Raw genomic sequence first — 20,587 nt, forward strand, 5'->3', positions numbered from 1 at the left:
ACCGAGGGCGGAGCGGGCGGCGCGGCGGGCGGTGCGGGTGGCGCCGGCGGTGCGGGTGGGGCCAACGGTGCCGGGGGCGGAGGCGGCTCGATGCTGCCCGTGGGCGCGTTCGGCGCCGGCGTCGGCTTTGGCTCGCGGATGGCCTGGGGACGTGGCGGTGGCGGCGTTTTGACGACCTGGGGCTTGGGCGCTGGCGGCGGCGGCGGAGGGGGTTCCTTGGGCTTCGGCGGCTCGATGAACTCGCTCAGGATCTCGACCGGAATCACCACCTCGGCCGCGCGCCGCAGCAAGCCGCTTTGCAGGGCCCACAGTGCCGCGACGTGGAACAACACCACGCTGCCGGCGATGATGGCGTTGCGCGACAGGCCAAGGGCCGAGGAAGGCGGGGAAAAGCGGTCAGACACGATCAATCATTCGAATGCGGGCGCCCAGAAGGTACCCCAGTGCAGCAAAACCGCTACGCTAACGACTTACTTGCGAAGAATCCACCAGACCGAACTGGCGACCAGGATCAGGCTGCCGCCGAGTGCCGCGAAGAGTTCCATGCGTTGCTTTCCTTGATGGAATTGGCAAGCTGGATCGCCTGGGTGCCGGTTTCGCGGTGAAGCGCGGCGACCGGGTGCGAGGCACTGCATTGCGCGACCACGTCGCGCGCGCAGCTTTCGCACTGGCCGCACTGGGTGGCCACGCCGAGCTCGAACTGCACTTCGTCGAACGTCATCCCGGCGCGTGCATGACGCGCGATTTCACGGTCGGAGATTCGGCGGCAGACGCAGACGATCATGGCGGTGAAGGCGGCTTGTAGCTGGCTGTTTGAAGAAGGCTCGATTATAAATACGAATTCTTCGCATTTGCAATAACTATCGCAGCAGCAGGGTCAGCCGGGCCGCCCGACTAACTAGACTTCGGACCACATGCGCAGCAGGTTGTGATATTGCCCGGTGAGCGCGATCGATTCCTCGCATTCCCCGAGCCGGCCGCGCAGCTTCTGGATCACCTGGTCCAGTTCGAACAGCATGGCCCTCTGGCGGTCGTCGCGCACCATGCTCTGCAGCCAGAAGAACGAGCAGACGCGGGCGCCCCGGGTCACGGGGTGGACGCGGTGCAGGCTGCTCGAGGGATAGAGGATGAGGTCGCCCGCGGGCAGCTTGACCTCGTGCGTTCCATAGGTGTCGACCACCTCGAGTTCGCCGCCCTCGTAGTYCTCCGGATCGCACAGGAACMGGGTGCAGGACAGGTCGGTGCGCAGTTGCTCGCCGGTGCCCGGCACCGAGCGCACCGAGCCGTCGACGTGCAGGCCGTAGTGCTCGCCGCCCTCGTAGAGATTGAACAGCGGCGGCACGAAGCGCAGCGGCAGGGCGGCCGAGAAGAACAGGGGATTCCGGGCCAGCGCGCCCAGGATGGTCTTGCCCAGTTCGCGGCCGACCGGGGATTGCTCCGGCAACTGCCGGTTGCGCTTGACCCGGGCGCCCTGGTCGCCGACCGTCTCGCGGCCGTCGACCCACTCGGTGGCGTCCAGGCTGGCGCGAATCTCGCGCACCTGGTCTGCGCTCAGAACGTCGGGGACATGCAGCATCATCTTGCGGTTTCCTCAAAGAAAAAGCCCCGGCGCGGGGCCGGGGCTCGAGTGTCGCAGCCGGAGGATGCGACGGCATTGATCCGCGTCAGAACGCGAAGTTGGCCGTGATGCGGGCCGAGCGCGGGATGCCCGGCACGTAACGGTAGCCGCTCTTGTTGATCGCGGCGACGTATTCCTTGTCGAACAGGTTGTACAGGTTCAGCTGGAGTTCGACGTTCTTGTTGATGCGGTAGGAGGCCATCGCATCGAACACCCAGTAGGCATCGGTGTAGGCCGGTGTGCCGACCRCACCGTCGAAGCCGCGCGTGAGCTTGCCGTTGTAGCGCGCGCCGCCGCCGATGGTGAGTCCGAACGGGAACTGGTAGCTGGTCCAGGCTGTGAACGCCTGTTCCGGCGTGTACGGGATCACGTCGATCCGGTCCGCCGCGTTGGATGAACCGTTGACCTTGGTGTCCATGGTCGTGAGGCCGGCGCTGATGCCCCACTGGTCGGTGATCGCACCGGCCACGCCGAGCTCGATGCCCTGCACCCGCTTCTTGCCGTCCTGGGTGTAGACGGCCGTGTTGGTCGGATCCTGCACGATCTCGTTGCGAACCTCGGTGCGATAGAGCGCCGCGGTCAGCGAGAGGCGCTTGTTCAGCACGTCCCACTTGGTGCCGATCTCGTAGGTGTCGGCCTTCTGCGGCGCGAAGTCGACGCGCGAGGCGCTGTTGCCGGTGCCCGAGGCGGCGAGCGAGAAGTTGGCGCCGCCCGGGGGCTGCGCCGAGTTGCCGTAGGCGGCGAAGAAGCTGGCGTTCYGGACCGGCTTGTAGACCACGCCGATCTTGCCGGTCCAGAGGTCGCCCGAGGTCGACAGGCTGGTCGGCGTGATCGGGAAGGTGGGGCCGGTGCCCATCGTGGTCGCCCAGTAGTCGGTGCTGTAGTGGTCGTAGCGCAGGCCGCCGGTCAGCTGCCATTGCTCGTTGATCTTCATCGTGTCGAAGGCGTACAGGCTGACGGTGTCGGTCTTGCCGTAGTTGCCGGTGCCGTTCGGGATCCGGTTGTAACCGGTCACGTAGGGGTTCGGGTTGTACAGGTTGGCGACCGGCCAGGAGCCTGCGGGTGCGAAGGTCGTGTTGACCGACGCGAAGCCCGGGCCGAAGTAGTTCGCGTTGTCCTGACTCTCGCGCATCAATTCCAGGCCGATGTTCGCGGTGTGGCTGAAGCTGCCGGTGTTGAACTTCGACGACAGGCTGGTCTGGTTGACGAAGATGTTGTTTTCGACGTCCTTGTTGGTTGGCAGGTTGCGCGTCGTGGTCCAGGTCGCGGGGTTGCTCGGGTTGACCGTGTTGATGAAGCCTGCGGTCACGGCAGGCACCGTGCCGTTATAGGTGTTGCTGGTGCCGACGCGCGAGGCCGTGAGACCGCCGAGCATGAACGACGTCAGCATGTAGTCCTGCGTAGTCTGGCCCCAGCGCGTGACGTTGCGCACCGTCATGTCGGGCGTGATGTCGTGCTCGACGCGGGCCGTGAACATGTTGGCCGTGACGTCGTTGAAGTCGGAGCTGGTGCCGTAGAAGTTGCTGGAGTCGACCTTCGAGGCGTAGTTCAGGAACGTGCGGCGCAGGATCGGCGAATTGATCAGCAGCGCATCGGGCGTGGTGTAGCCGGGCAGGCCGATGGTCGGGACGCCGCCGTCGGGGATGTTGTTCTGCTTGACGTACAGGTAGTCGAGAAACACGCGGGTCGGCGTGTTGAGGCCGAAGGCCAGCGAGGGCGCGATGGCCGAGCGCTTGTTGTTGATGAAGTCGCGGCCGTCCACGCCGGAGTCTTCGGCCACGGCATTCAGGCGGAAGGCCGTGCCCGAGCCGTCGGCGCCGCTCACTACCTTGTTCCAGTCGATGGTGCCGCGCTTGTAGCTCGCGGTGCCGAAGCCGAGCGAGCCCGAGAAGCTGTCTTCCAGCCTGGGCTTCTTGGTGATCAGGTTGATGTAGCCGGTCGGCGAGCTGCGGCCGACGTCGGTGCCCGACGGGCCCTTGACCACTTCGACCTGCTCGATGTTGAAGACATCGCGCGAGAAAGAACCCAGGTCGCGGATGCCGTCCACGAAGATGCTGCTCGAGGCGTCGAAGCCGCGCATGAAGATCGAGTCGCCGGTCGTGGTGTTGCCGTTTTCGCCGAGGAAGAAGGCGCCGGCACCGGGCGTGTTGCGCAGTGCTTCGGTCAGCGTGGTGGCGCCTTGCTCGCGCATCAGGGTTTCCGGAATCACCTGGATCACCTGCGGGATGTCGATCAGCGGCGCGGTGAACTTCGGGTTGGCCGAGTTGTCGACCTTGAAATCGGTCGCGGCGCTGTCTTCGACGCGGACTTCCTTGAGGGTGTTCGTGGACGTCTGCGCGCCGGCAGGCAGCGTCAATGCGAGAAGGGTGKCGGCGGCGGCACTGCCGAAAGGGGGCAGCGCGCGCGCGACGGCGTGCTTGCGGCTCTTGATGTAGGCCATGGAGGGATCCCAGGTGAAAGCAAAACTGAGAGCTCGACTGGCGGGTCCCTGCGCGTCCTCGGCGTGGAGGCGGCTGGATTGGCTGGGTGAGCTGATTCGCGGAAGAAGCGAAGTCAGTGAATGATAATGAATCTCAATACGATTGTTAACGTGGCGTTAACGTTGAGAGAAGTTTCGGAGGCCGCTTGGGTCTATTCGTTGCTTGAGCGCAACTGACAGCGGCGCCGGGCGGCTCAGTAGACGTCGCGGCGGTAGCGGCCGCTGGCCTGCAATTCGCCCATCGTCGCCTGGCCGGCGATCTGTCGCAGCGCGGCATCGACCCCGGCCGCCATGCCCTGCAGGGTGCCGCAGACATAGATCGCCGCACCGCGGGCGATCCAGGCGCTGACCTCCGCGTGCAGGTGGAGCAGCCGATGCTGGACGTAGAGCCTTTCGGCCTGGTCGCGCGAGAACACCATGTCGAGCCGCTGCAACATCCCGGTGCGCTGCCAGGCCTCGATCTCGTCGCGGCAGAGGAAGTCGTGCCGCGCATGGCGTTCGCCGAAGACCAGCCAGTTGTCGTGCCGGCCCAGGGCCGCGCGGGTGCGCAGATGGCCGCGCAGTCCGGCCAGTCCGGTGCCGTTGCCGATCAGCAGCAACGGTCGTGCGGCGTTGTCGCCGAGCCGGAAATGGCGGTGCGGGCGCAGCCGCAGCTGGATCGTGTCGCCCAGGGGCAGGGTCGACGTCAGCAGGCCCGAGGCGGCGCCGAGCGTGCCGTCCGGATGCTGCTCCTGGCGCACCAGCAACTGCAGCTCGCCGTCGCTGGGGATGGAGGCGATCGAATAGTCGCGTGGGCGTCCGGGGTCGCTCGCGAGGGCGAGTTGCGCGAGATCGCCGGACGCCCAGTCAGGTGCCGGCCCGGCGGCCGGCGTGAACGCCAGGCGATAGACCGGCGCGCCCGCGCTGCCTTCGTTCAAGAGGGTGCGGGTGGCGAGGCGCCAGGGAACGGAGATGGTTTCGGGCGGCTCTTCCGGCCCGGCATCCGGTGCACCGTCGCACTGCGCCTGCCAGGCGGCCAGGGTGGCGGGCTCGGCGTTGTCGACCTCGATGCGCTCGAAGCTGCGCCTTGCGCCCGCGGCATGGAGCCATTCGTCGAGCAGGCGGCCGAAGCGGCAGAAGTTGGCGTACTGGCGGTCGCCCAGCGCCAGGACCGCATAGCGCAGCGAGGAGAGCTCGGCCGCCGAGCCCATCACCCGTTCGGCGAACACGCTGGCGCCGTCGGGCGCATCGCCTTCGCCATAGGTGCTGGCGATGAACAGCGCCCGGGGCGTGCTGCGCAAGAGCTCGGCGTCGGCGTCGTTGAGCGACATCACGCGCGCCGGTGTTCCGGCCTCGTGCAGCCAGCGGCCGGTCTGCCAGGCGAGGGCCTCGGCCTGGCCCGTCTGGCTTGCGAACAGCACGAGCGTGGCGGTTGCGGGCTCGTTCCCGGCCAGTGCCGCGGCCCGGCGTGCCATGGCGTCCTGCTGCCGGCGTTGCCGCCCGTAAATGGCCGCGCACAGCGCGATGTAGGCCAGCACGGTGAGGCACGCGGCCAGCGCTCGCAGGGCGGGCTCGGTCATGCGGCTTGGGCCGGGGTCGGCCAGCGATCGCTGGTGAAGGTGCAATGCCCCTCGTCGCCGCGGCGGACAAAGAGCGCGGCGAGCCCATGCCGGTGGGCGAAGGCCAGGCCGTCCTCCGGCCCAAGCACGGTCAGCACCGTGGCGAGTGCGTCGGCCTGCATGCACTCCGGGTGCAGCACCGTCACCGAGGCGAGCGCGTGGCCGACCGGCTCGCCGGTGCGCGGATCGAGGGTGTGCGACCAGCGTCGGCCCTCATGCTCGCGCGCATGCCAGCGGGCGCCCGAGGTCGCGATGGACAGGCCCTCGAGCGCCACCCGATGGGTGGTCCCGGGCAGCGCTTCGACCAGCACCTGCCAGGGGTCGCCGTCGGGGCGACGACCGGCCGCGCGCAATTCGCCGCCGACCTCGACCAGAAAGTCGCACAGTCCGAGCGTTCGCAGCGCGGCGGCAACCTGGTCGACTGCGAAGCCCTTGGCGACGCCCGACAGGTCCAGCGCGGCGGCGCCCGGTTGCACGATCGAGCGCGTGGCGGGGTCGAGCGCCACGCGCTGCCAGCCGACGCGTTGACGCGCCTGCGAGAGTTCGGCCGGGGAGGGCGGCCCTGCGACCGATGCGTCGGCCTGGGCGCCGAAGCCCCAGAGCGCGACCAGCGGTCCGATGCTCGGGTCGATGGCTCCGTCGCTGGCCGCCGCCCACTGCAGGGCACAGGCCAGCACTTCGGCGAATTCGGGTTCGAGCACGTGCCGGCTGCCGGCGTCGGACCGGTTGAAGCGGCTGATGTCCGAATCGGGCTCCCAGGTGCTCATCTGGGCGACCACGCGATCGAGCGCGCCCTGGGCGCCGGCGCGCACGGCATCCAGCGCGATCATGCGCGGATTGTCGAAGCGCAGCGACCAGGTGGTGCCCATGGTGCGGCCCGCCAGCGTCTGCAGGCTGGACGGATCGGCGCGGCGCGGCCGGGGCACGTTGGCGTAGCCGCCCGCGCGCCAGGTCGCGAAGGAGGGGCTCGGCTTCCCCTCAGGCGAGGACATGCTCACGGCGCGTCAGGCTCGCGCCTGGGAGGGCGAGCAAATGGTTTTCAAGGCATCACTTCCAGGGTCGCGGCGTAGCTCAGGCGCCGTTCCTTGGCCTGCGGCACCGAGGTCTTCTTGTCCGTGGTGCTGGTGTCGAGCCAGTACATGCCGGCTTCCGGCCAGGTCACGCTGAACTGGCCCTTGGCATCGGTCTTGAGCTTGAGCTCGTCAAGCTTGTCGCGGTAGCGCGTGTTGCCCAGCGTGACCGTGACCTCGAGGTCCTTCGCGGGCTGGCCGTCGAGCTGCAGTGTGAAGCTGGTCTTCTCGCCCTTCACCAGATCGGTCGGATTGGCCGTGACCAGTTCGAGGCCCTTGCCGGTCGGACGCAGGGTGCTGGGCTTGCCCACGGTGACGAAAGTCTCGTTGCGGCCGGCCGATTGCGTGATCTCGAGCTCGAGCGCGTCGGCCGGGATCTGGCTCGCGATGTTCTCGGCCGTGCCGCGGGCGCGCTTGGGCTGTCCGGTGGCCTTGTCCTTCCAGCGTGCGAAGACGCCGTCGTTGACCAGTGCCAGGCGATAGGTGCCGGGCTGGGTGAGGTTCAGGTCGAACACGCTGCGCAGCTTGCCCTTGAAGACGTTCTCGGCCTTCAGGGCACTGCCATCGGGCGCGGTGACCGCCAAGGTGTCCAGGCCGAGCGGGACGTGATTGAAGAAGAAGAGGTCGTTCGAGACGGCGGCATCGACAGTGATCCAGTCGGCCTTGGACAGCACGGTGCTCGAGGGCATCAGCCATGCGTTGTGAGCCTGGACGGCCGCGGTGCCGGCGCAAAGGGCGATGCCGAGGGCGAGGGCGCGCAAAGAGAACTTCATGATGGGATTCCGGTGATGTTGGAGGCGAAACGAGGATCAGGGCTTGAGCTCGAGCTTCACTTCGCCGAGTTCGCTGGTGCCCGCGACCTGCGACTGCTCGGTCTTCGCCGGCGGCCACTGGAAGGGGATGCTCACGATTTCGCGACCGCCGACTTCGCGCGCCGCCTCGACGTACAGCTTGTAGGCGCCCGGTGCCAGCTTGGGCAGCGCCACCGAGCCTTCGGACACGTTGACCTGATGCTTGCCCGCGGGCCGCGTCGCGCTGCTCACGCCGTCGACCGGCATCTGCAGTTCGCGGCCGGTGCGCCGCCACCACTGGCGCATGTCCTTGAGCCACTTGGTGCCTTCGCCTTCCGCGTTGCCCTTGATCTTGACGTCGTACCAGACCGCGAGCGTGCTCGCGACCGATTGGTCGGGCCGCTCGATCCAGGCCGCCACATAGGGGCGGTGGTATTCGGCCACGCTGAGGCGCGGCACCTCGATGTTGACGGTGAGCCCCGCGGCGATGGCCGGCGCGCCGAACAGGGCGGCGAGCGCGAGGGAATAGCGAACTTGCACGAAGACCTCTTTCCTGGATCAGTGGATGAACAGCAGCGCGAGCAGCACCGGAATGACCAGGCCCATGCCGACCATCGGCCAGGTGAAGGGCCGGTTGCCCGCATGCATCTTGAGAATGAAAAGACCGGTGATCGAGAACACCAGCGTGGCGGCCGCGAAGATGTCGATGAACCAGCTCCAGGCGGCGCCGCTGTTGCGGCCCTTGTGCAGGTCATTGAAGTAGGACAGCCAGCCGCGGTCGGTGCGCTCGTACTCGGCCTCGCCGTCGGCCAGGTTGAGCCGCAGCCAGGCATCGCCGCCGGGGCGGGGCAGCGAGAGGTAGATCTCGTCGTCAGACCACTCGGCGTCTCGCCCTGCGGTGTCGACTGCCCATTGCTTGCTGATCCAGCCCTGCAATTCCGCGGGCAGTTCCGCCTTGCCCTTCTGCGCCTTGGCCGCGGGCAGTTGCTTCTGCAGTGCCGCGCGCAAGTCATGGTCGATGGTGCCGGTCCGGCTGCTGACCTTCGGCTTGGCCTCGATGCTGGCCGCGTGGTTGAGCGTGAAGCCGGTGATGCCGAACAGCAGCAGGCCGATCAGGCAGAGCGCCGAGCTGACCCAGTGCCATTCGTGCAAGGTCTTGAGCCAGTAGGCGCGGCGGCGGTCGGTGGTGGCGGCGGTCATCGGAGCCGGCGATTCTAGTCCTACAAATGCGAATGAATGCTATTTGCATGACACTGGCCTGTGCCAAGTCCGGTTCATCGAGGTGGCTTCAGCCCTTGCCCCCTCTGCTTGTCGCGCTCCTGATTCGATAGCAATGAAGTTTCGTAAAGGCAAAAAAAAGCGGGGCATTGCCCCGCTTGCACGGCGTCGCGCCGGCCTATTCGATTTCGCCCATCTGTGACTGCAGGTAGTTCTGCAGGCCGACCTTGCCGACCAGGTCGATCTGGGTCTCGAGGAAGTCGATGTGCTCCTCGGTGTCGTCCAGGATCTCCTGCAGCAGGTCGCGCGAGACATAGTCGCGCACGCTTTCGCAGTGCGCGATGCCGGCCTTGATCGTGGCTTGCGCGCCGGTCTCGGACTTGAGGTCGCATTCGAGGATCTCGGGCACGTCCTCGCCGATCTGGAGCTTGGCCAGGTCCTGCAGGTTCGGCAGGCCATCGAGCATGAAGATTCGGTCCATGAGCTTGTCGGCGTGCTTCATCTCGCCGATCGACTCCTCGTATTCCTTCTTGGCCAGCTTGTCCAGGCCCCAGTGCTTGAGCATCCGGTAGTGCAGGAAGTACTGGTTGATCGCGGTCAGCTCGTTCTTGAGCTGCGCCTGCAGATGATCGATGACTTGTGGGTCGCCCTTCATGGTTCTTCCTTGTTCTTAAAAGGTGGATTGTGAGAGCCTGCCGCCGGCCGGCGCAAGTAATCCCATGCGCCGGCGCTCTGCATGCGGGTGAGGGTGATAGGTGTTCGCATTCATAGGGGTGGGCAATGCATTTAATAGCGCGTGGCTATTAAAAATCGGAGATTGGTAGTTATACTAATCACTCGCACTTTTCATCAGCCACCAAGGAAATCCAATATGTCCCTGATCAACACCGAAATCGTCCCGTTCAAGGCCACCGCGTATCACAACGGCAAGTTCGTGCCCGTCAGCAACGAGAACTTCAAGGGCAAATGGTCGGTCGTCGTGTTCTACCCGGCCGACTTCACCTTCGTGTGCCCCACCGAACTGGGCGACCTGGCCGACCATTACGCTGAGTTCCAGAAGCTGGGCGTCGAGGTGTACGGCGTGTCGACCGACACCCACTTCACGCACAAGGCCTGGCACGACACCTCGGACACCATCGCCAAGGTTCAGTACCCGCTGATCGGCGACCCGAGCCAGCAACTGGCCCGCGCGTTCCAGGTCCTGATCGAAGAAGGCGACGACGCCGGCCTGGCCTACCGCGGCACCTTCGTGATCGACCCCGAAGGCAAGATCAAGACCATCGAAGTGCACGACAACGGCATCGGCCGTGACGCTGCCGAACTGCTGCGCCGCGTGAAGGCCGCCCAGTACGTCGCGGCTCACCCCGGTGAAGTCTGCCCCGCCAAGTGGACCGAAGGCGCCGAAACGCTGAAGCCTTCGCTCGACCTGGTCGGCAAGATCTAAGCCGCCTCGTTCGCGCCACAGCCCGGGCGCGCTTGCTCCCGGGCTTTTTTGTTTCCATCGTATTTCCAGGAGAGAGATCACCATGCTCAACGCCGGCACCAAATCGCAACTCAAGAGCTACCTCGACCGCATCACGCAGCCGATCGAGATCGTCGCTTCGCTCGATGACAGCAAGGCGTCGGGCGAGTTGCAATCGCTGCTGAAGGACGTGGCCGAGTCGTCGCCGCTGGTCAAAGTCACAGAGAGCCGCGACGACAACCAGCGCAAGCCCTCGTTCTCGATCAACCGGCCGAGCGAAAACCATGGCCCGCGCTTCGCGGGTATTCCGATGGGCCACGAATTCACCTCGCTGGTGCTGGCGCTGCTGCAGGTTGGCGGCTATCCGCCCAAGGTCGACGAGGCCGTGCTGCAGCAGATCCGTGCGCTCGACGGCGATTTCGAGTTCGAGATCTACATCTCGCTGACCTGCCACAACTGCCCCGACGTGGTCCAGGCGCTGAATCTGATGGCAATCCAGAACCCGCGAATCAAGACCACGATGATCGATGGCTCGCTGTTCCAGGACGAGGTCAAGGAACGCCAGATCATGGCGGTGCCGACCGTGTTTCTCAATGGCACCGAATTCGGCCAGGGCCGCATGAGCCTCGAGGAGATCCTCGCCAAGATCGACACCAGCGGCGTCGAGCGCGAAGCGAAGAAGATCGCCGGCAAGGAACCGTTCGACGTGCTGATCGTCGGCGGCGGCCCGGCCGGTGCGGCCGCGGCCGTGTACTCGGCGCGCAAGGGCATCCGCACGGGCATCGCTTCGGAGCGCTTCGGCGGCCAGGTGCTGGACACCATGGGCATCGAGAACTTCATTTCGATCCGCGAAACCGAAGGGCCCAAGTTCGCGCTCGCGCTCGAGGAGCATGTGCGCGACTACGACGTCGACATCATGAACCTGCAGCGTGCCGCGGCGCTCGTGCCGAGCGCTCCGGGCAAGGACTTCATCGAGATCAAGCTCGAGAGCGGTGCCTCGCTCAAGAGCCGCTCGGTCGTGATCTCGACCGGCGCGCGCTGGCGCAACATCAACGTGCCCGGCGAGCACGCGTACAAGAACAAGGGCGTGGCCTACTGCCCGCACTGCRACGGCCCGCTGTTCAAGGGCAAGCGCGTGGCGGTGATCGGCGGCGGCAATTCGGGCGTCGAGGCGGCGATCGACCTGGCCGGCATCGTCGGCCACGTGACCTTGGTCGAGTACGACACGCAGTTGCGCGCCGACGCGGTGCTGCAGCGCAAGCTGCGCAGCCTCGCCAACGTCAAGGTCATCACCAACGCGCAGACCACCGAGATCACCGGCGACAGCCAAAAGGTCAATGGCCTGGTCTACAAGGACCGGGCGAGCGGCGAGAGCCACACGGTGCCGCTCGAGGGCGTGTTCATCCAGATCGGCCTGGTGCCCAACACCGACTGGCTCAAGGGCACGGTCGAGCTCTCGAAGCACGGCGAGATCGTGGTCGACGCCAAGGGCCAGACCTCGGTGCCCGGCGTGTTCGCGGCCGGCGATGCGACCACGGTGCCGTTCAAGCAGATCATCATCGCGGCCGGCGACGGCGCGAAGGCGGCGCTGAGCGCCTTCGATCACCTGATCCGCAGTTCGGCGCCGGCGGAGGAGGCGGTCGCCGCCTGATGCGTTGAAAGCGCCGCGATCCATCTCGGAGGGGTCGCGGTGTCTTCTGCTGCGTTTCCGATCCCTCATTCAGACGGGGGCAATTGATAGCAATAAGAATCATTCGCATATGATTGCGAGTCGGGCCGAGGCCTGATTTCACCGCCAGCCAGGCTTTCGCGCGCAGCCCTTGCGCGCCGTCCAGCGAGCAGTTCGTCAACTGTTTTCTGGACCCTCAAGTGGCACGCTCACCCGCCTTCGCGCATCGACTTCAAACGCTCCCCTGGCTGATCGCCTGCGGCCTCTCTACCTTCGCCGCGGCCCAGGAGGCCGGCCCCGCCCGGATCGCGGCCCTCGGCGAGATCGTGGTGAGCGGCTCGCGCTCCGAGCAGAACAAGGAAGACGTCCCGGCCACCATCGAGGTGATCGACCGCCAGCAGATCGAGTTCGAGCAGATCCACGACATCCGCGACGCGGTGCGCGACATTCCCAACGTCTCGGTCCGGCGCGCGCCCGCACGCTTCGGCCTGGCGGCCGGGAACACCGGTCGCGACGGGAATGCAGGCTTCAACATCCGCGGCCTCGACGGCAACCGCGTGCTGCTGATGACGGACGGCATCCGCATGCCGCGCAGCTACGTCTTCAGCGCCAACGCCTTCGGCCGCGACTACTTCGACCTCGGCCTGATCGAGCGGATCGAGATCATCAAGGGGCCGGCCTCGGCGCTCTACGGGTCCGACGGGCTCGCCGGCCTGGTCAACTTCATCACGCGGCAGCCCGAGACCTTCCTTGCCGACGGCAAGACCTTCGGCGGCAGCGCGAACGTCGGCTACAGCGGCGACGACAACGGCTGGCAGGGTGGGGTCACGCTTGCGGGCAAGGCCAGCGACACGGTGAGCTGGCTGATCTCGGCCAACGGCAGCCGTACGCACGAGCTCGAGAACATGGGCACCAACGACGCCCGCAATTCGGACCGCACCGCGCCCAATCCGGAGCGCACCGACAGCAAGTCGCTGCTGGCCAAGGTGATCGTCACGCCGAACGCCAGCCTGACCCACAACCTCACGTTCGAGCACGTGGAGCGGTCGACCGGCTACGACCTGCTGTCGGGCATTTCGAAGCCGCCGTTCGCCTCGACGTCGGTGATCGGCCTCGGCGCGCTGACGCAGTTGCAGCGCGACCGCCTGACCTGGGACGGCCGGCTGCGCGTGGACTCGGTGCTGGCCGACAACCTGCTGGGCTACCTGAGCTACCAGAAGTCGAATTCGCAGGAGCTCGCCTGGGAAAACCGCTACACCGCCGCCGACCGGATGCGCGACGTGACCTATGGCGAGAACACCTGGCAGRCCGGCCTGCAGGCCGACAAGACCTTGCGCATGCCCGGGGACTGGTCGCAGCGCATCACCTACGGCATCGACTACACGAACACGCAGGTCGAGAACCTGCAGACCGGGCTGGTGCCGCCGGTCGGCGAGGTCTATCCGCTCAAGCGGTTCCCCGACACGACCGAGAAGACCGCGGCCTTCTATGTGCAGGATGAGTTCATCCACGACCAGTGGAGCATCACGCCCGGGGTGCGCTTCGACCGCTTCGACATCGATGCGGATCAGACCGGCTTCAACGCCCGCGCGGTGTCGCTGTCCGACTCGGCGGTCTCGCCCAAGCTCGGCGTGCTGTTCCGGGCGACGCCGCAATGGACCGTCTACGGCAACTACGCCTCCGGCTTCAAGGCGCCCAACGCGTTTCAGGTCAACAACTTCTTCGAGAACGTGGTCTCGGGCTACCGGACGATTCCCAATCCGGGCCTGAAGCCGGAGACCAGCCAGAACTTCGAGATCGGCACGCGCGGCCGCGCCGGCATCCTGAATTTCGAGGCCGCGGTCTTCACCGGCACCTACAAGGACATGATCGAGAACGACCGCCAGATCGGCGGCGTGTTCGGGTCGCGCACCCATCCCGCGACCTTCCAGTCGGTCAACATCGGGCGCGCGCGCATCGACGGCTTCGAGTTCAAGGGCGAACTCGACTGGACCACGCAGGGCACGGGCTTCTCGCTGCCCTTCGCCTACGGCCGCACGAACGGCGAGGACCGCACCGCCAACGTGCCGCTCAACTCGGTCGACCCGGAGAAGTTCATGGTCGCCCTCCAGTACCAGGCGCCGACCTGGAGCGTGCGCCTCGATGCGGTTCACTACGCGGCCAAGAAGCGCAGCGATGTCGATCCGGCCGAAGTCACCACCGGCGTCCAGTACCTCACGCCTTCGGCCACCACGTTCGACCTGAACGCCCAGTGGCGCATTCGCCGCGACCTGCGTCTGAACGTCGCGCTGGTCAACCTGAMCGACAAGAAGTACTGGATGTGGAGCGATGTCCGCGGACTCGCGTCGAACTCTCCGATCGTGGATGCCTACACGCAGCCTGGCCGGCACTTCAGCGTGTCGCTCGTGGCCGATTTCTGATTCACCTCACCCAAGCAGGAACTCATGACGACCAACGAACTCATCCGCGAACGATTCGCCGCGCTGCGCGCCGAAGGCAAGCGCCACAGGGACGCCGCCGAAGCGCTCGGCATCAGCGAGGGCGAGGCCATTGCCGCCCATGCGGGCGCGCATGACCGGGCGTTGCGTGCAACGCCGCTGCGCGGACCGTGGCTCGAATTGCTGCAAGCGCTGGAACCGTGCGGTCCGGTGCTGGCGCTGACGCGCAACGCCTCGACGGTGCACGAGAAGACGGGCATCTACCGGAACCTGTCCGGCGGTGCCCGGATGGGCCTCGCGCTCGGCGAGGAGATCGACCTGCGGCTCTTCTTCAGCCACTGGCATGCCGGCTTCCTCGTCAGCGAGGTGGCCGCGAACGCGGGCCAGCCGCCGTCGCTGAGCCTGCAGTTCTTCGATGCCAGCGGCCTGGCCGTGCACAAGATCTTCGCCCGCGATGCGACCGATCGCGATGCCTTCCAGTCGGTCGGCCAGGCCCATGCCGATGCCGCGCAGCTTGCGGCCTTCGGCCCGGCCCAGCCCAAGGCGCCGCCGCGGCCCGACCGCGAGATCGACGGCGCCGGCCTCGCCCAGGCCTGGGGCGGCATGACCGACACGCACCAGTTCTTCGGGCTGCTGAACAAGTTCGACGTCGAGCGGCAGCAGAGCTTCCGCCTGACCGAGGGCCGATTCACGACACGGGCCGCCCGGCTGGCGGTGCGCGAGCTGCTGCACGAGGCCTCCTTCGCGGGCACGCCCATCATGGTCTTCGTGGGCAGCCCGGGCTGCATCCAGATCCACACCGGGCCGGTGGTGCGCGTCGAGCCGATGGAGATGCGCGGCATGCAGTGGCTCAATGTGCTGGACCCGGGCTTCAACCTGCACCTGCGCGAAGACCTGATCGAGAGCGTCTGGATCGTCGAGAAGCCGACCAGCGACGGCGTCGTGACCTCGGTCGAGGCCTTCGACCGCGAGGGTGGCCTGATGGCGATGTTCTTCGGTGCGCGCAAGCCCGGTGTTCCGGAGCGCGAGGACTGGCGCGAGCTGGTGCGCAAGCTGCCGAGCGCCGAGGTGAGCGCATGACGGGGGCGACGCGAGAACGGCGTGACACGCTTCGCCTTCTCGGCGCGTGTGCGCTGGCCGCCTGCGCGTGGCCCGCCGCTGCGCAGGGCCCGCGCGCACCGCGCCTGGTGACCGTCAGCGGCGCCATCACCGAGGTGGTGTTCGCGTTGGGGGCCGAGTCGCAGCTGGTCGGCACCGACACCACCAGTCTTTACCCGGAGGCCGCCCGCCGGACACCGAAGGTCGGCTACATGCGCCAGCTCTCTGCCGAAGGGCTGCTGTCGCTCAAGCCCGATGCGGTGATCGCCACCACCGAGTCCGGGCCACCGGTCGTGCTCGATCAGCTGCGTGCGGCCGGCGTCAGGCTGGAACTGGTCGAAGCCGACCACAGCTGGGGCGAGGTGCAGCGCAAGGTGGCTGCCGTGGGCCGCGCGGCGGCGCGCGAGCCGCAGGCGCGCGAACTGGTGACGCGGCTCGATGCCGAATGGTTCGAGGTGCAGCAGCGCGTGGCGGCGGACGCAGCCGGAACGCGCAAGCCGCGCGTGCTGTTCGTGYTGTCCCACAGCGCGAGCCCTCAGGTGTCGGGAGAGAGGACGGCGGCGCATGCGGCGATCGGCTTCGCCGGCGGTGTCAACTGCCTCTCGGGCTTCCAGGGCTACCGGCCGATGACCGCCGAGGCCATGGCCAGCGCGGCCCCGGATGTGATCCTGACCACCACCCAGAGCATCGAGGCGCACGGCGGTGCAGAGAAGTTCTGGCAGCGCCCGGAACTCGCGTTGACGCCGGCCTTCAGGAAGCGGGCGCTGGTCACGCAGGATGCCTTGCTGCTGCTGGGGTTCGGTCCGCGCCTGCCTTTCGCCATCAGCGAACTGCACAAGAGCTTTCGCGCGGCATGAGCGGGCGGCTGACGATGCGCGCCACCCTGGTGGGTGGCCTCGTGCTGTTGCTGCTGAGCTTCGCCGTCGGCGCCGGTTCGGGCGCCTACGCCATCAGCGCCTCGCAATGGCTGGGCGTGTTCGGCTCGATCTGGCAGGGCGGCGCCGAGGCGTCGCCCGAGTACCTGGTGTTCGCCAACATTCGGCTGCCGCGCCTGATCCTCGGCGTCGCCGCCGGTGCGGGGCTCGGCATGGCAGGCACCCTGATGCAGGGGCTGTTCCGCAATCCGCTCGCCGACCCGGGCCTGATCGGCATCAGCAGCGGCGCCGCGCTGGCGGCCGGCGTCACCATCGTGCTCGGCGCCTGGCTGATGCCGGTGCTGCCGCGCACGCTGGGCAGCTGGACGCTGGTCAGCATGGCCTTCGGCGGCGGCTTCGTGGTGACGCTGCTGATCTATGGCCTGTCGCGCAGCGAGGGCAGCACGCGCATGGCRCTGATGCTGCTCGCGGGCATCGCGATCAACGCGCTGGCGGGGGCCGGGCTCGGCTTCCTGAGCGTGATGGCGTCGGACGAACAATTGCGCAGCCTGCAGTTCTGGCTGCTGGGCAGCCTGGGCGGCGCGCGCTGGAGCGCGGTGCTGCTGGTCGGCGCGATCGTCGGCGTGGCGCTGTGCATCGGCTTGACGCTGGCCGCGCCCTTGAACGCGATCGCGCTGGGCGAGGCGCAGGCGACGCTGCTGGGCGTGGACGTCGAGCGCGTCAAGCGGCGGGCGATCCTGGTGACCGCGTTCGCGGTCGGCGCGGTCACCGCGACCACCGGCATCATCGGCTTCGTCGGCCTGATCGCGCCGCATTGGATCCGGCTGGTGGCGGGGCCCGACCATCGCGTGGTGCTGCCGGGGTCGGCGCTCCTGGGCGCTGTGCTGGTGCTGGCCGCCGACACGGTGGCGCGCACTGCGATGGCACCGACCGAACTTCCGCTGGGGGTGCTGACCGCCTTCATCGGCGTGCCGATGTTCCTTCTCATGCTGCGGCACTTCCGGGGGCGCATATGACGCTCGGCTGCATCGACGCCGACGTGCGCATCGGCGGCAAGACCGTGCTGTCCGGCGCGAACATCACGCTGCACCCGGGCCGGGTGACGGCCATCCTGGGCCCCAACGGCGCGGGAAAGTCCACCCTGCTGTCGGTGCTGGGCGGCCGGCGCCGGCCGGAGCGCGGCCGCGTGCTGCTCGACCGCCTGCCGCTGGCCGAGCACAAGACCGCGGCACTGGCCCTGCGCCGGGCCCTCATGCCCCAGGAGAGCGCGGTGGCCTTCGACTTCACTGCGCAGGACATCGTCGCGCTGGGCCGTTTTCCCCACCGCGGCACGCCGAGCCGGGACGAAGACGCCATCGTCGAAGGCGCGATGGCGCTGACCGATGTGTCGGCGCTCGCGCACCGGGTGCTCAACACCTTGTCGGGGGGCGAGAAGGCGCGCGTGCAGATGGCGCGCGCGCTGGCGCAACTGTGGGAGCCCAGGGCCGACGGCAGCGCCCGCTGGCTGCTGCTGGACGAGCCGACCGCCGCGCTCGACCTGGCGCACCAGCATGCCGCGATGCGGCTGCTGCGCGGCTGGGCGGGGCAGGGCGTGGGCATCGTGGCCGTCCTGCACGACCTCAACCTGGCGCGCCGCTATGCCGACGACGTGGTGGTGCTGGTCGGCGGCGCCGGCGTCCACCAGGGGCCGGCGGCGGAGGTGTTGAAGCCGGCGCTGATCGAGCGCGTCTGGGGCATGCCCTGCCAGCCGGTGGCGGCCGCCGACGGCACTGTTCAATACCTGTTCGGCTAGTACGTGAGTCGCTCGGGCCGCAGTTCTTGGAGGATCGTGGTCGCGATCTCCTCGATCGACTTGGTGGTGGTCGACAGCCAGCGGATGCCGGCCCGCCGCATCATCGCCTCGGCCTCGCTGACCTCCTGGCGGCAGTTCTCGAGGCTGGCGTAGCGCGAATTCGGCCGGCGCTCGTTGCGGATCTCGCTCAGGCGCTCGGGCTGGATCGTGAGCCCGAAGATCTTCTTGCGATGCGGCATCAGGGCCGGCGGCAGCTGGCGGCGGTCGAAATCCTCGGGGATCAGCGGGTAGTTGGCCGCCTTCAGGCCGTGCTGCATGGCGAGATACAGCGAGGTCGGCGTCTTGCCGCTGCGGCTGACGCCGACCAGGATCACGTCTGCGCCCTCGAGATCGCGGTGGCTCTGGCCGTCGTCGTGCGCCAGGCTGAAGTCGATGGCCTGGATGCGGGCGTCGTACTCCTTGCTCTTGCTGACGTCGCTGAAGCGGCCGATGCGATGGTTCGATTTCATGGCGAACTCGATCTCGAGCGGCCGCACGAAAGTTCCGAACATGTCGAGCAGCATGCCCTTGCAGCCGGTTTCGATCACTTCGAGCACTTCCATGTTCGCCAGTGTCGTGAACACGATCGGCCGCACACCCTCGATTTCGGCCGTGTGGTTGATCTTCCGCACCGCCTGGTGCGCCTTGTCTGCGGTGTCGGTGAAGGGCAGCCGCACGTGGCGGGGCTTCATCTCGAACTGGGCCAGAACGGCATTGCCGAAGGTCTCGGCGGTGATGCCGGTGCCGTCGGAAACGAAGAAAACAGTGCGCGTTTGCATATTTGGGCGACCTTGTCCTGCGGCACGCCGGACCCGGCCGCGCCTACAATTCGCCCCATTATCGGGAATGCCGGGCGCTTTCCCCTCAGCCTTCCCCTTCGAATTCCAGCATGCACCCCCCGCCGATGCCCAGAGCAAGAAGAACGATCGCGTCGCGGCGCCTGCATGCAGCATCAGTTTCAACTTCTGGAGCTTTCCCATGTCTGCACTGTTCGAAGCGACCGCCCTGGTCGTACCGTTCGAAAACCTGAGAATGACCGACGTCGAGTCGGTCGGCGGCAAGAACGCCAGTCTCGGCGAGATGATTTCCCAGCTGCCGCAGGGCGTGCGGGTCCCCACCGGCTTCGCCACCACGGCCCATGCATTCCGCCAGTTCCTGGCGCACGACGGCCTGGCCGACAAGATCAGCGCCAAGCTCGCGACGCTCGACACCGAGGACGTGCGCGCGCTGGCCACGGTCGGCGGCGAGATCCGCGCGCTGGTCGAGGCCCAGCCCTTCCCGGCCGACCTGCAGCAGGCGATCGCCGAGGCTTTCGCGACGCTGTCGGCCGGCAATCCCCAGGCCAGCTTCGCGGTGCGTTCCTCCGCCACCGCGGAAGACCTCCCTGACGCTTCCTTCGCGGGCCAGCAGGAGACCTTCCTCAACGTGGTCGGCATCGAGGACGTGCTGCACAAGATGAAGGAAGTCTTCGCCTCGCTCTACAACGACCGCGCGATCAGCTACCGGGTGCACAAGGGCTTCGCCCATGACGTGGTGGCGCTCTCCGCCGGCGTGCAGCGCATGGTGCGCAGCGACCTCGGCGCGGCCGGCGTGATGTTCACGATCGATACCGAGTCCGGCTTCGAGGACGTGGTCTTCATCACCTCGAGCTACGGCCTGGGCGAAACCGTGGTGCAGGGCGCCGTGAACCCCGACGAGTTCTATGTCCACAAGCCGACGCTGCGCGCCGGCAAGCGGGCCGTGATCCGTCGCAATCTGGGCTCCAAGCTGATCCAGATGGAATTCGCGAGCGCCGCGGAGAAGGCGGCCAGCGGCAAGCTGGTGAAGACCACCGACGTGCCGACCGAGCAGCGCAACCGCTATTCGCTGACCGACGCCGACGTCGAGCAACTGGCGAAATACGCGCTGGTCATCGAAGAGCACTACGGCCGTCCGATGGACATCGAATGGGGCAAGGACGGCACCGACGGCCAGCTCTACATCCTGCAGGCGCGTCCCGAGACCGTGAAGAGCCAGCAGCAGGGCAAGGCCGAGCAGCGCTACAAGCTGCTGGGCCGCGGCGCCATCCTGGCCGAGGGCCGCGCGATCGGCCAGAAGATCGGCACCGGGCCGGTGCGGCTGGTCCACAACATCAGCGAGATGGACAAGGTCCAGGCCGGCGATGTGCTCGTGACCGACATGACCGACCCGAACTGGGAGCCGGTGATGAAGCGCGCCGCCGCGATCGTCACCAACCGGGGCGGACGCACCTGCCACGCGGCGATCATCGCGCGCGAGCTCGGCATCCCGGCGGTGGTCGGCTGCGGCGACGCCACCGACCTGCTCAAGGACGGCACGCTGGTGACCGTGAGCTGCGCCGAGGGCGACACCGGCTTCATCTACGACGGCCTGCTCGAAACCGAAGTGACCGAGGTCCAGCGCGGCGAGATGCCCCCGATCG

18 protein-coding genes and 1 pseudogene are annotated in these 20,587 nt (G+C 67.4%); 8 read left to right on the plus strand and 11 right to left on the minus strand.

Annotation, left to right across the window (positions count from 1 at the left end; genetic code table 11):
• The 10 genes and pseudogenes from AC1D2K_RS09295 to bfr form a co-directional block, all read right to left on the minus strand.
• Positions 1 to 407: pseudogene (locus tag AC1D2K_RS09295) on the minus strand (energy transducer TonB); the annotation flags it as partial.
• A gap of 104 nt (positions 408 to 511) precedes the next feature.
• Complete coding sequence (locus AC1D2K_RS09300; protein WP_478088183.1) at positions 512 to 784, minus strand: (2Fe-2S)-binding protein; 273 nt, start codon at positions 782 to 784, stop codon at positions 512 to 514.
• Between the two features lie 114 nt (positions 785 to 898).
• Positions 899 to 1,579, minus strand: a complete 681-nt coding sequence (locus AC1D2K_RS09305) for a Fe2+-dependent dioxygenase (protein ID WP_478088185.1) — start codon at positions 1,577 to 1,579, stop codon at positions 899 to 901.
• Positions 1,580 to 1,664: 85 nt separating this feature from the next.
• A complete protein-coding gene (locus AC1D2K_RS09310) occupies positions 1,665 to 4,058 on the minus strand; it encodes a catecholate siderophore receptor Fiu (protein ID WP_478088187.1) in 2,394 nt (797 codons plus the stop codon).
• Between the two features lie 233 nt (positions 4,059 to 4,291).
• Positions 4,292 to 5,656 carry a sulfite reductase subunit alpha gene (locus tag AC1D2K_RS09315; protein ID WP_478088189.1) on the minus strand — a complete coding sequence of 455 codons (1,365 nt, stop codon included), beginning with the start codon at positions 5,654 to 5,656 and terminating at the stop codon, positions 4,292 to 4,294.
• Positions 5,653 to 6,687 carry an FAD:protein FMN transferase gene (locus tag AC1D2K_RS09320; RefSeq protein WP_478088191.1) on the minus strand — a complete coding sequence of 345 codons (1,035 nt, stop codon included), beginning with the start codon at positions 6,685 to 6,687 and terminating at the stop codon, positions 5,653 to 5,655. The genes AC1D2K_RS09315 and AC1D2K_RS09320 overlap by 4 nt, the downstream gene beginning before the upstream one ends.
• A 47-nt stretch (positions 6,688 to 6,734) precedes the next feature.
• On the minus strand, positions 6,735 to 7,538 hold the full coding sequence (locus AC1D2K_RS09325) for a DUF4198 domain-containing protein (protein ID WP_478088193.1): 804 nt from the start codon (positions 7,536 to 7,538) through the stop codon (positions 6,735 to 6,737).
• A 36-nt stretch (positions 7,539 to 7,574) separates the two neighbouring features.
• A complete protein-coding gene (locus AC1D2K_RS09330) occupies positions 7,575 to 8,096 on the minus strand; it encodes a DUF2271 domain-containing protein (RefSeq protein WP_478088195.1) in 522 nt (173 codons plus the stop codon).
• A gap of 18 nt (positions 8,097 to 8,114) precedes the next feature.
• On the minus strand, positions 8,115 to 8,756 hold the full coding sequence (locus AC1D2K_RS09335; protein ID WP_478088197.1) for a PepSY-associated TM helix domain-containing protein: 642 nt from the start codon (positions 8,754 to 8,756) through the stop codon (positions 8,115 to 8,117).
• A 196-nt stretch (positions 8,757 to 8,952) separates the two neighbouring features.
• The gene (gene bfr, locus AC1D2K_RS09340) at positions 8,953 to 9,429 is read right to left on the minus strand and encodes a bacterioferritin (RefSeq protein ID WP_478088199.1); all 477 of its coding nucleotides are present in this window, start codon (positions 9,427 to 9,429) and stop codon (positions 8,953 to 8,955) included.
• Positions 9,430 to 9,645: 216 nt separating this feature from the next.
• Here bfr and ahpC point away from each other — a divergent pair, with 216 nt between their 5' ends.
• The 7 genes from ahpC to AC1D2K_RS09375 all read left to right on the plus strand — a co-directional run bounded on the left by ahpC (position 9,646) and on the right by AC1D2K_RS09375 (position 18,108).
• Positions 9,646 to 10,218: an alkyl hydroperoxide reductase subunit C gene (ahpC, locus tag AC1D2K_RS09345; protein WP_478088202.1), complete on the plus strand. Its 573-nt coding sequence runs from the start codon at positions 9,646 to 9,648 to the stop codon at positions 10,216 to 10,218.
• A gap of 82 nt (positions 10,219 to 10,300) precedes the next feature.
• Positions 10,301 to 11,887, plus strand: coding sequence for an alkyl hydroperoxide reductase subunit F (gene ahpF, locus AC1D2K_RS09350; RefSeq protein ID WP_478088204.1), 1,587 nt, complete (start codon positions 10,301 to 10,303; stop codon positions 11,885 to 11,887).
• Positions 11,888 to 12,105: 218 nt separating this feature from the next.
• The gene (locus AC1D2K_RS09355) at positions 12,106 to 14,325 is read left to right on the plus strand and encodes a TonB-dependent hemoglobin/transferrin/lactoferrin family receptor (protein WP_478088206.1); all 2,220 of its coding nucleotides are present in this window, start codon (positions 12,106 to 12,108) and stop codon (positions 14,323 to 14,325) included.
• A 24-nt stretch (positions 14,326 to 14,349) separates the two neighbouring features.
• Positions 14,350 to 15,423: a hemin-degrading factor gene (locus AC1D2K_RS09360; RefSeq protein ID WP_478088208.1), complete on the plus strand. Its 1,074-nt coding sequence runs from the start codon at positions 14,350 to 14,352 to the stop codon at positions 15,421 to 15,423.
• A complete protein-coding gene (locus AC1D2K_RS09365) occupies positions 15,420 to 16,298 on the plus strand; it encodes a heme/hemin ABC transporter substrate-binding protein (RefSeq protein WP_478088210.1) in 879 nt (292 codons plus the stop codon). The genes AC1D2K_RS09360 and AC1D2K_RS09365 overlap by 4 nt, the downstream gene beginning before the upstream one ends.
• Positions 16,295 to 17,332, plus strand: coding sequence for a FecCD family ABC transporter permease (locus tag AC1D2K_RS09370; RefSeq protein ID WP_478088212.1), 1,038 nt, complete (start codon positions 16,295 to 16,297; stop codon positions 17,330 to 17,332). Before AC1D2K_RS09365 ends, AC1D2K_RS09370 begins: the two co-directional genes overlap by 4 nt.
• On the plus strand, positions 17,329 to 18,108 hold the full coding sequence (locus tag AC1D2K_RS09375; protein ID WP_478088214.1) for a heme ABC transporter ATP-binding protein: 780 nt from the start codon (positions 17,329 to 17,331) through the stop codon (positions 18,106 to 18,108). The genes AC1D2K_RS09370 and AC1D2K_RS09375 overlap by 4 nt, the downstream gene beginning before the upstream one ends.
• On the opposite strand, the gene ppsR is transcribed toward AC1D2K_RS09375, so the two are convergent.
• Positions 18,105 to 18,926: a posphoenolpyruvate synthetase regulatory kinase/phosphorylase PpsR gene (gene ppsR, locus AC1D2K_RS09380; protein WP_478088216.1), complete on the minus strand. Its 822-nt coding sequence runs from the start codon at positions 18,924 to 18,926 to the stop codon at positions 18,105 to 18,107. The two genes, AC1D2K_RS09375 and ppsR, sit on opposite strands and share 4 nt — an antisense overlap.
• A gap of 199 nt (positions 18,927 to 19,125) precedes the next feature.
• Here ppsR and ppsA point away from each other — a divergent pair.
• On the plus strand, positions 19,126 to 20,587 hold a 1,462-nt coding region (gene ppsA, locus AC1D2K_RS09385), incomplete at its 3' end, for a phosphoenolpyruvate synthase (protein ID WP_478088218.1).

Source organism: Variovorax sp. P1_H12_2, assembly GCF_056405335.1.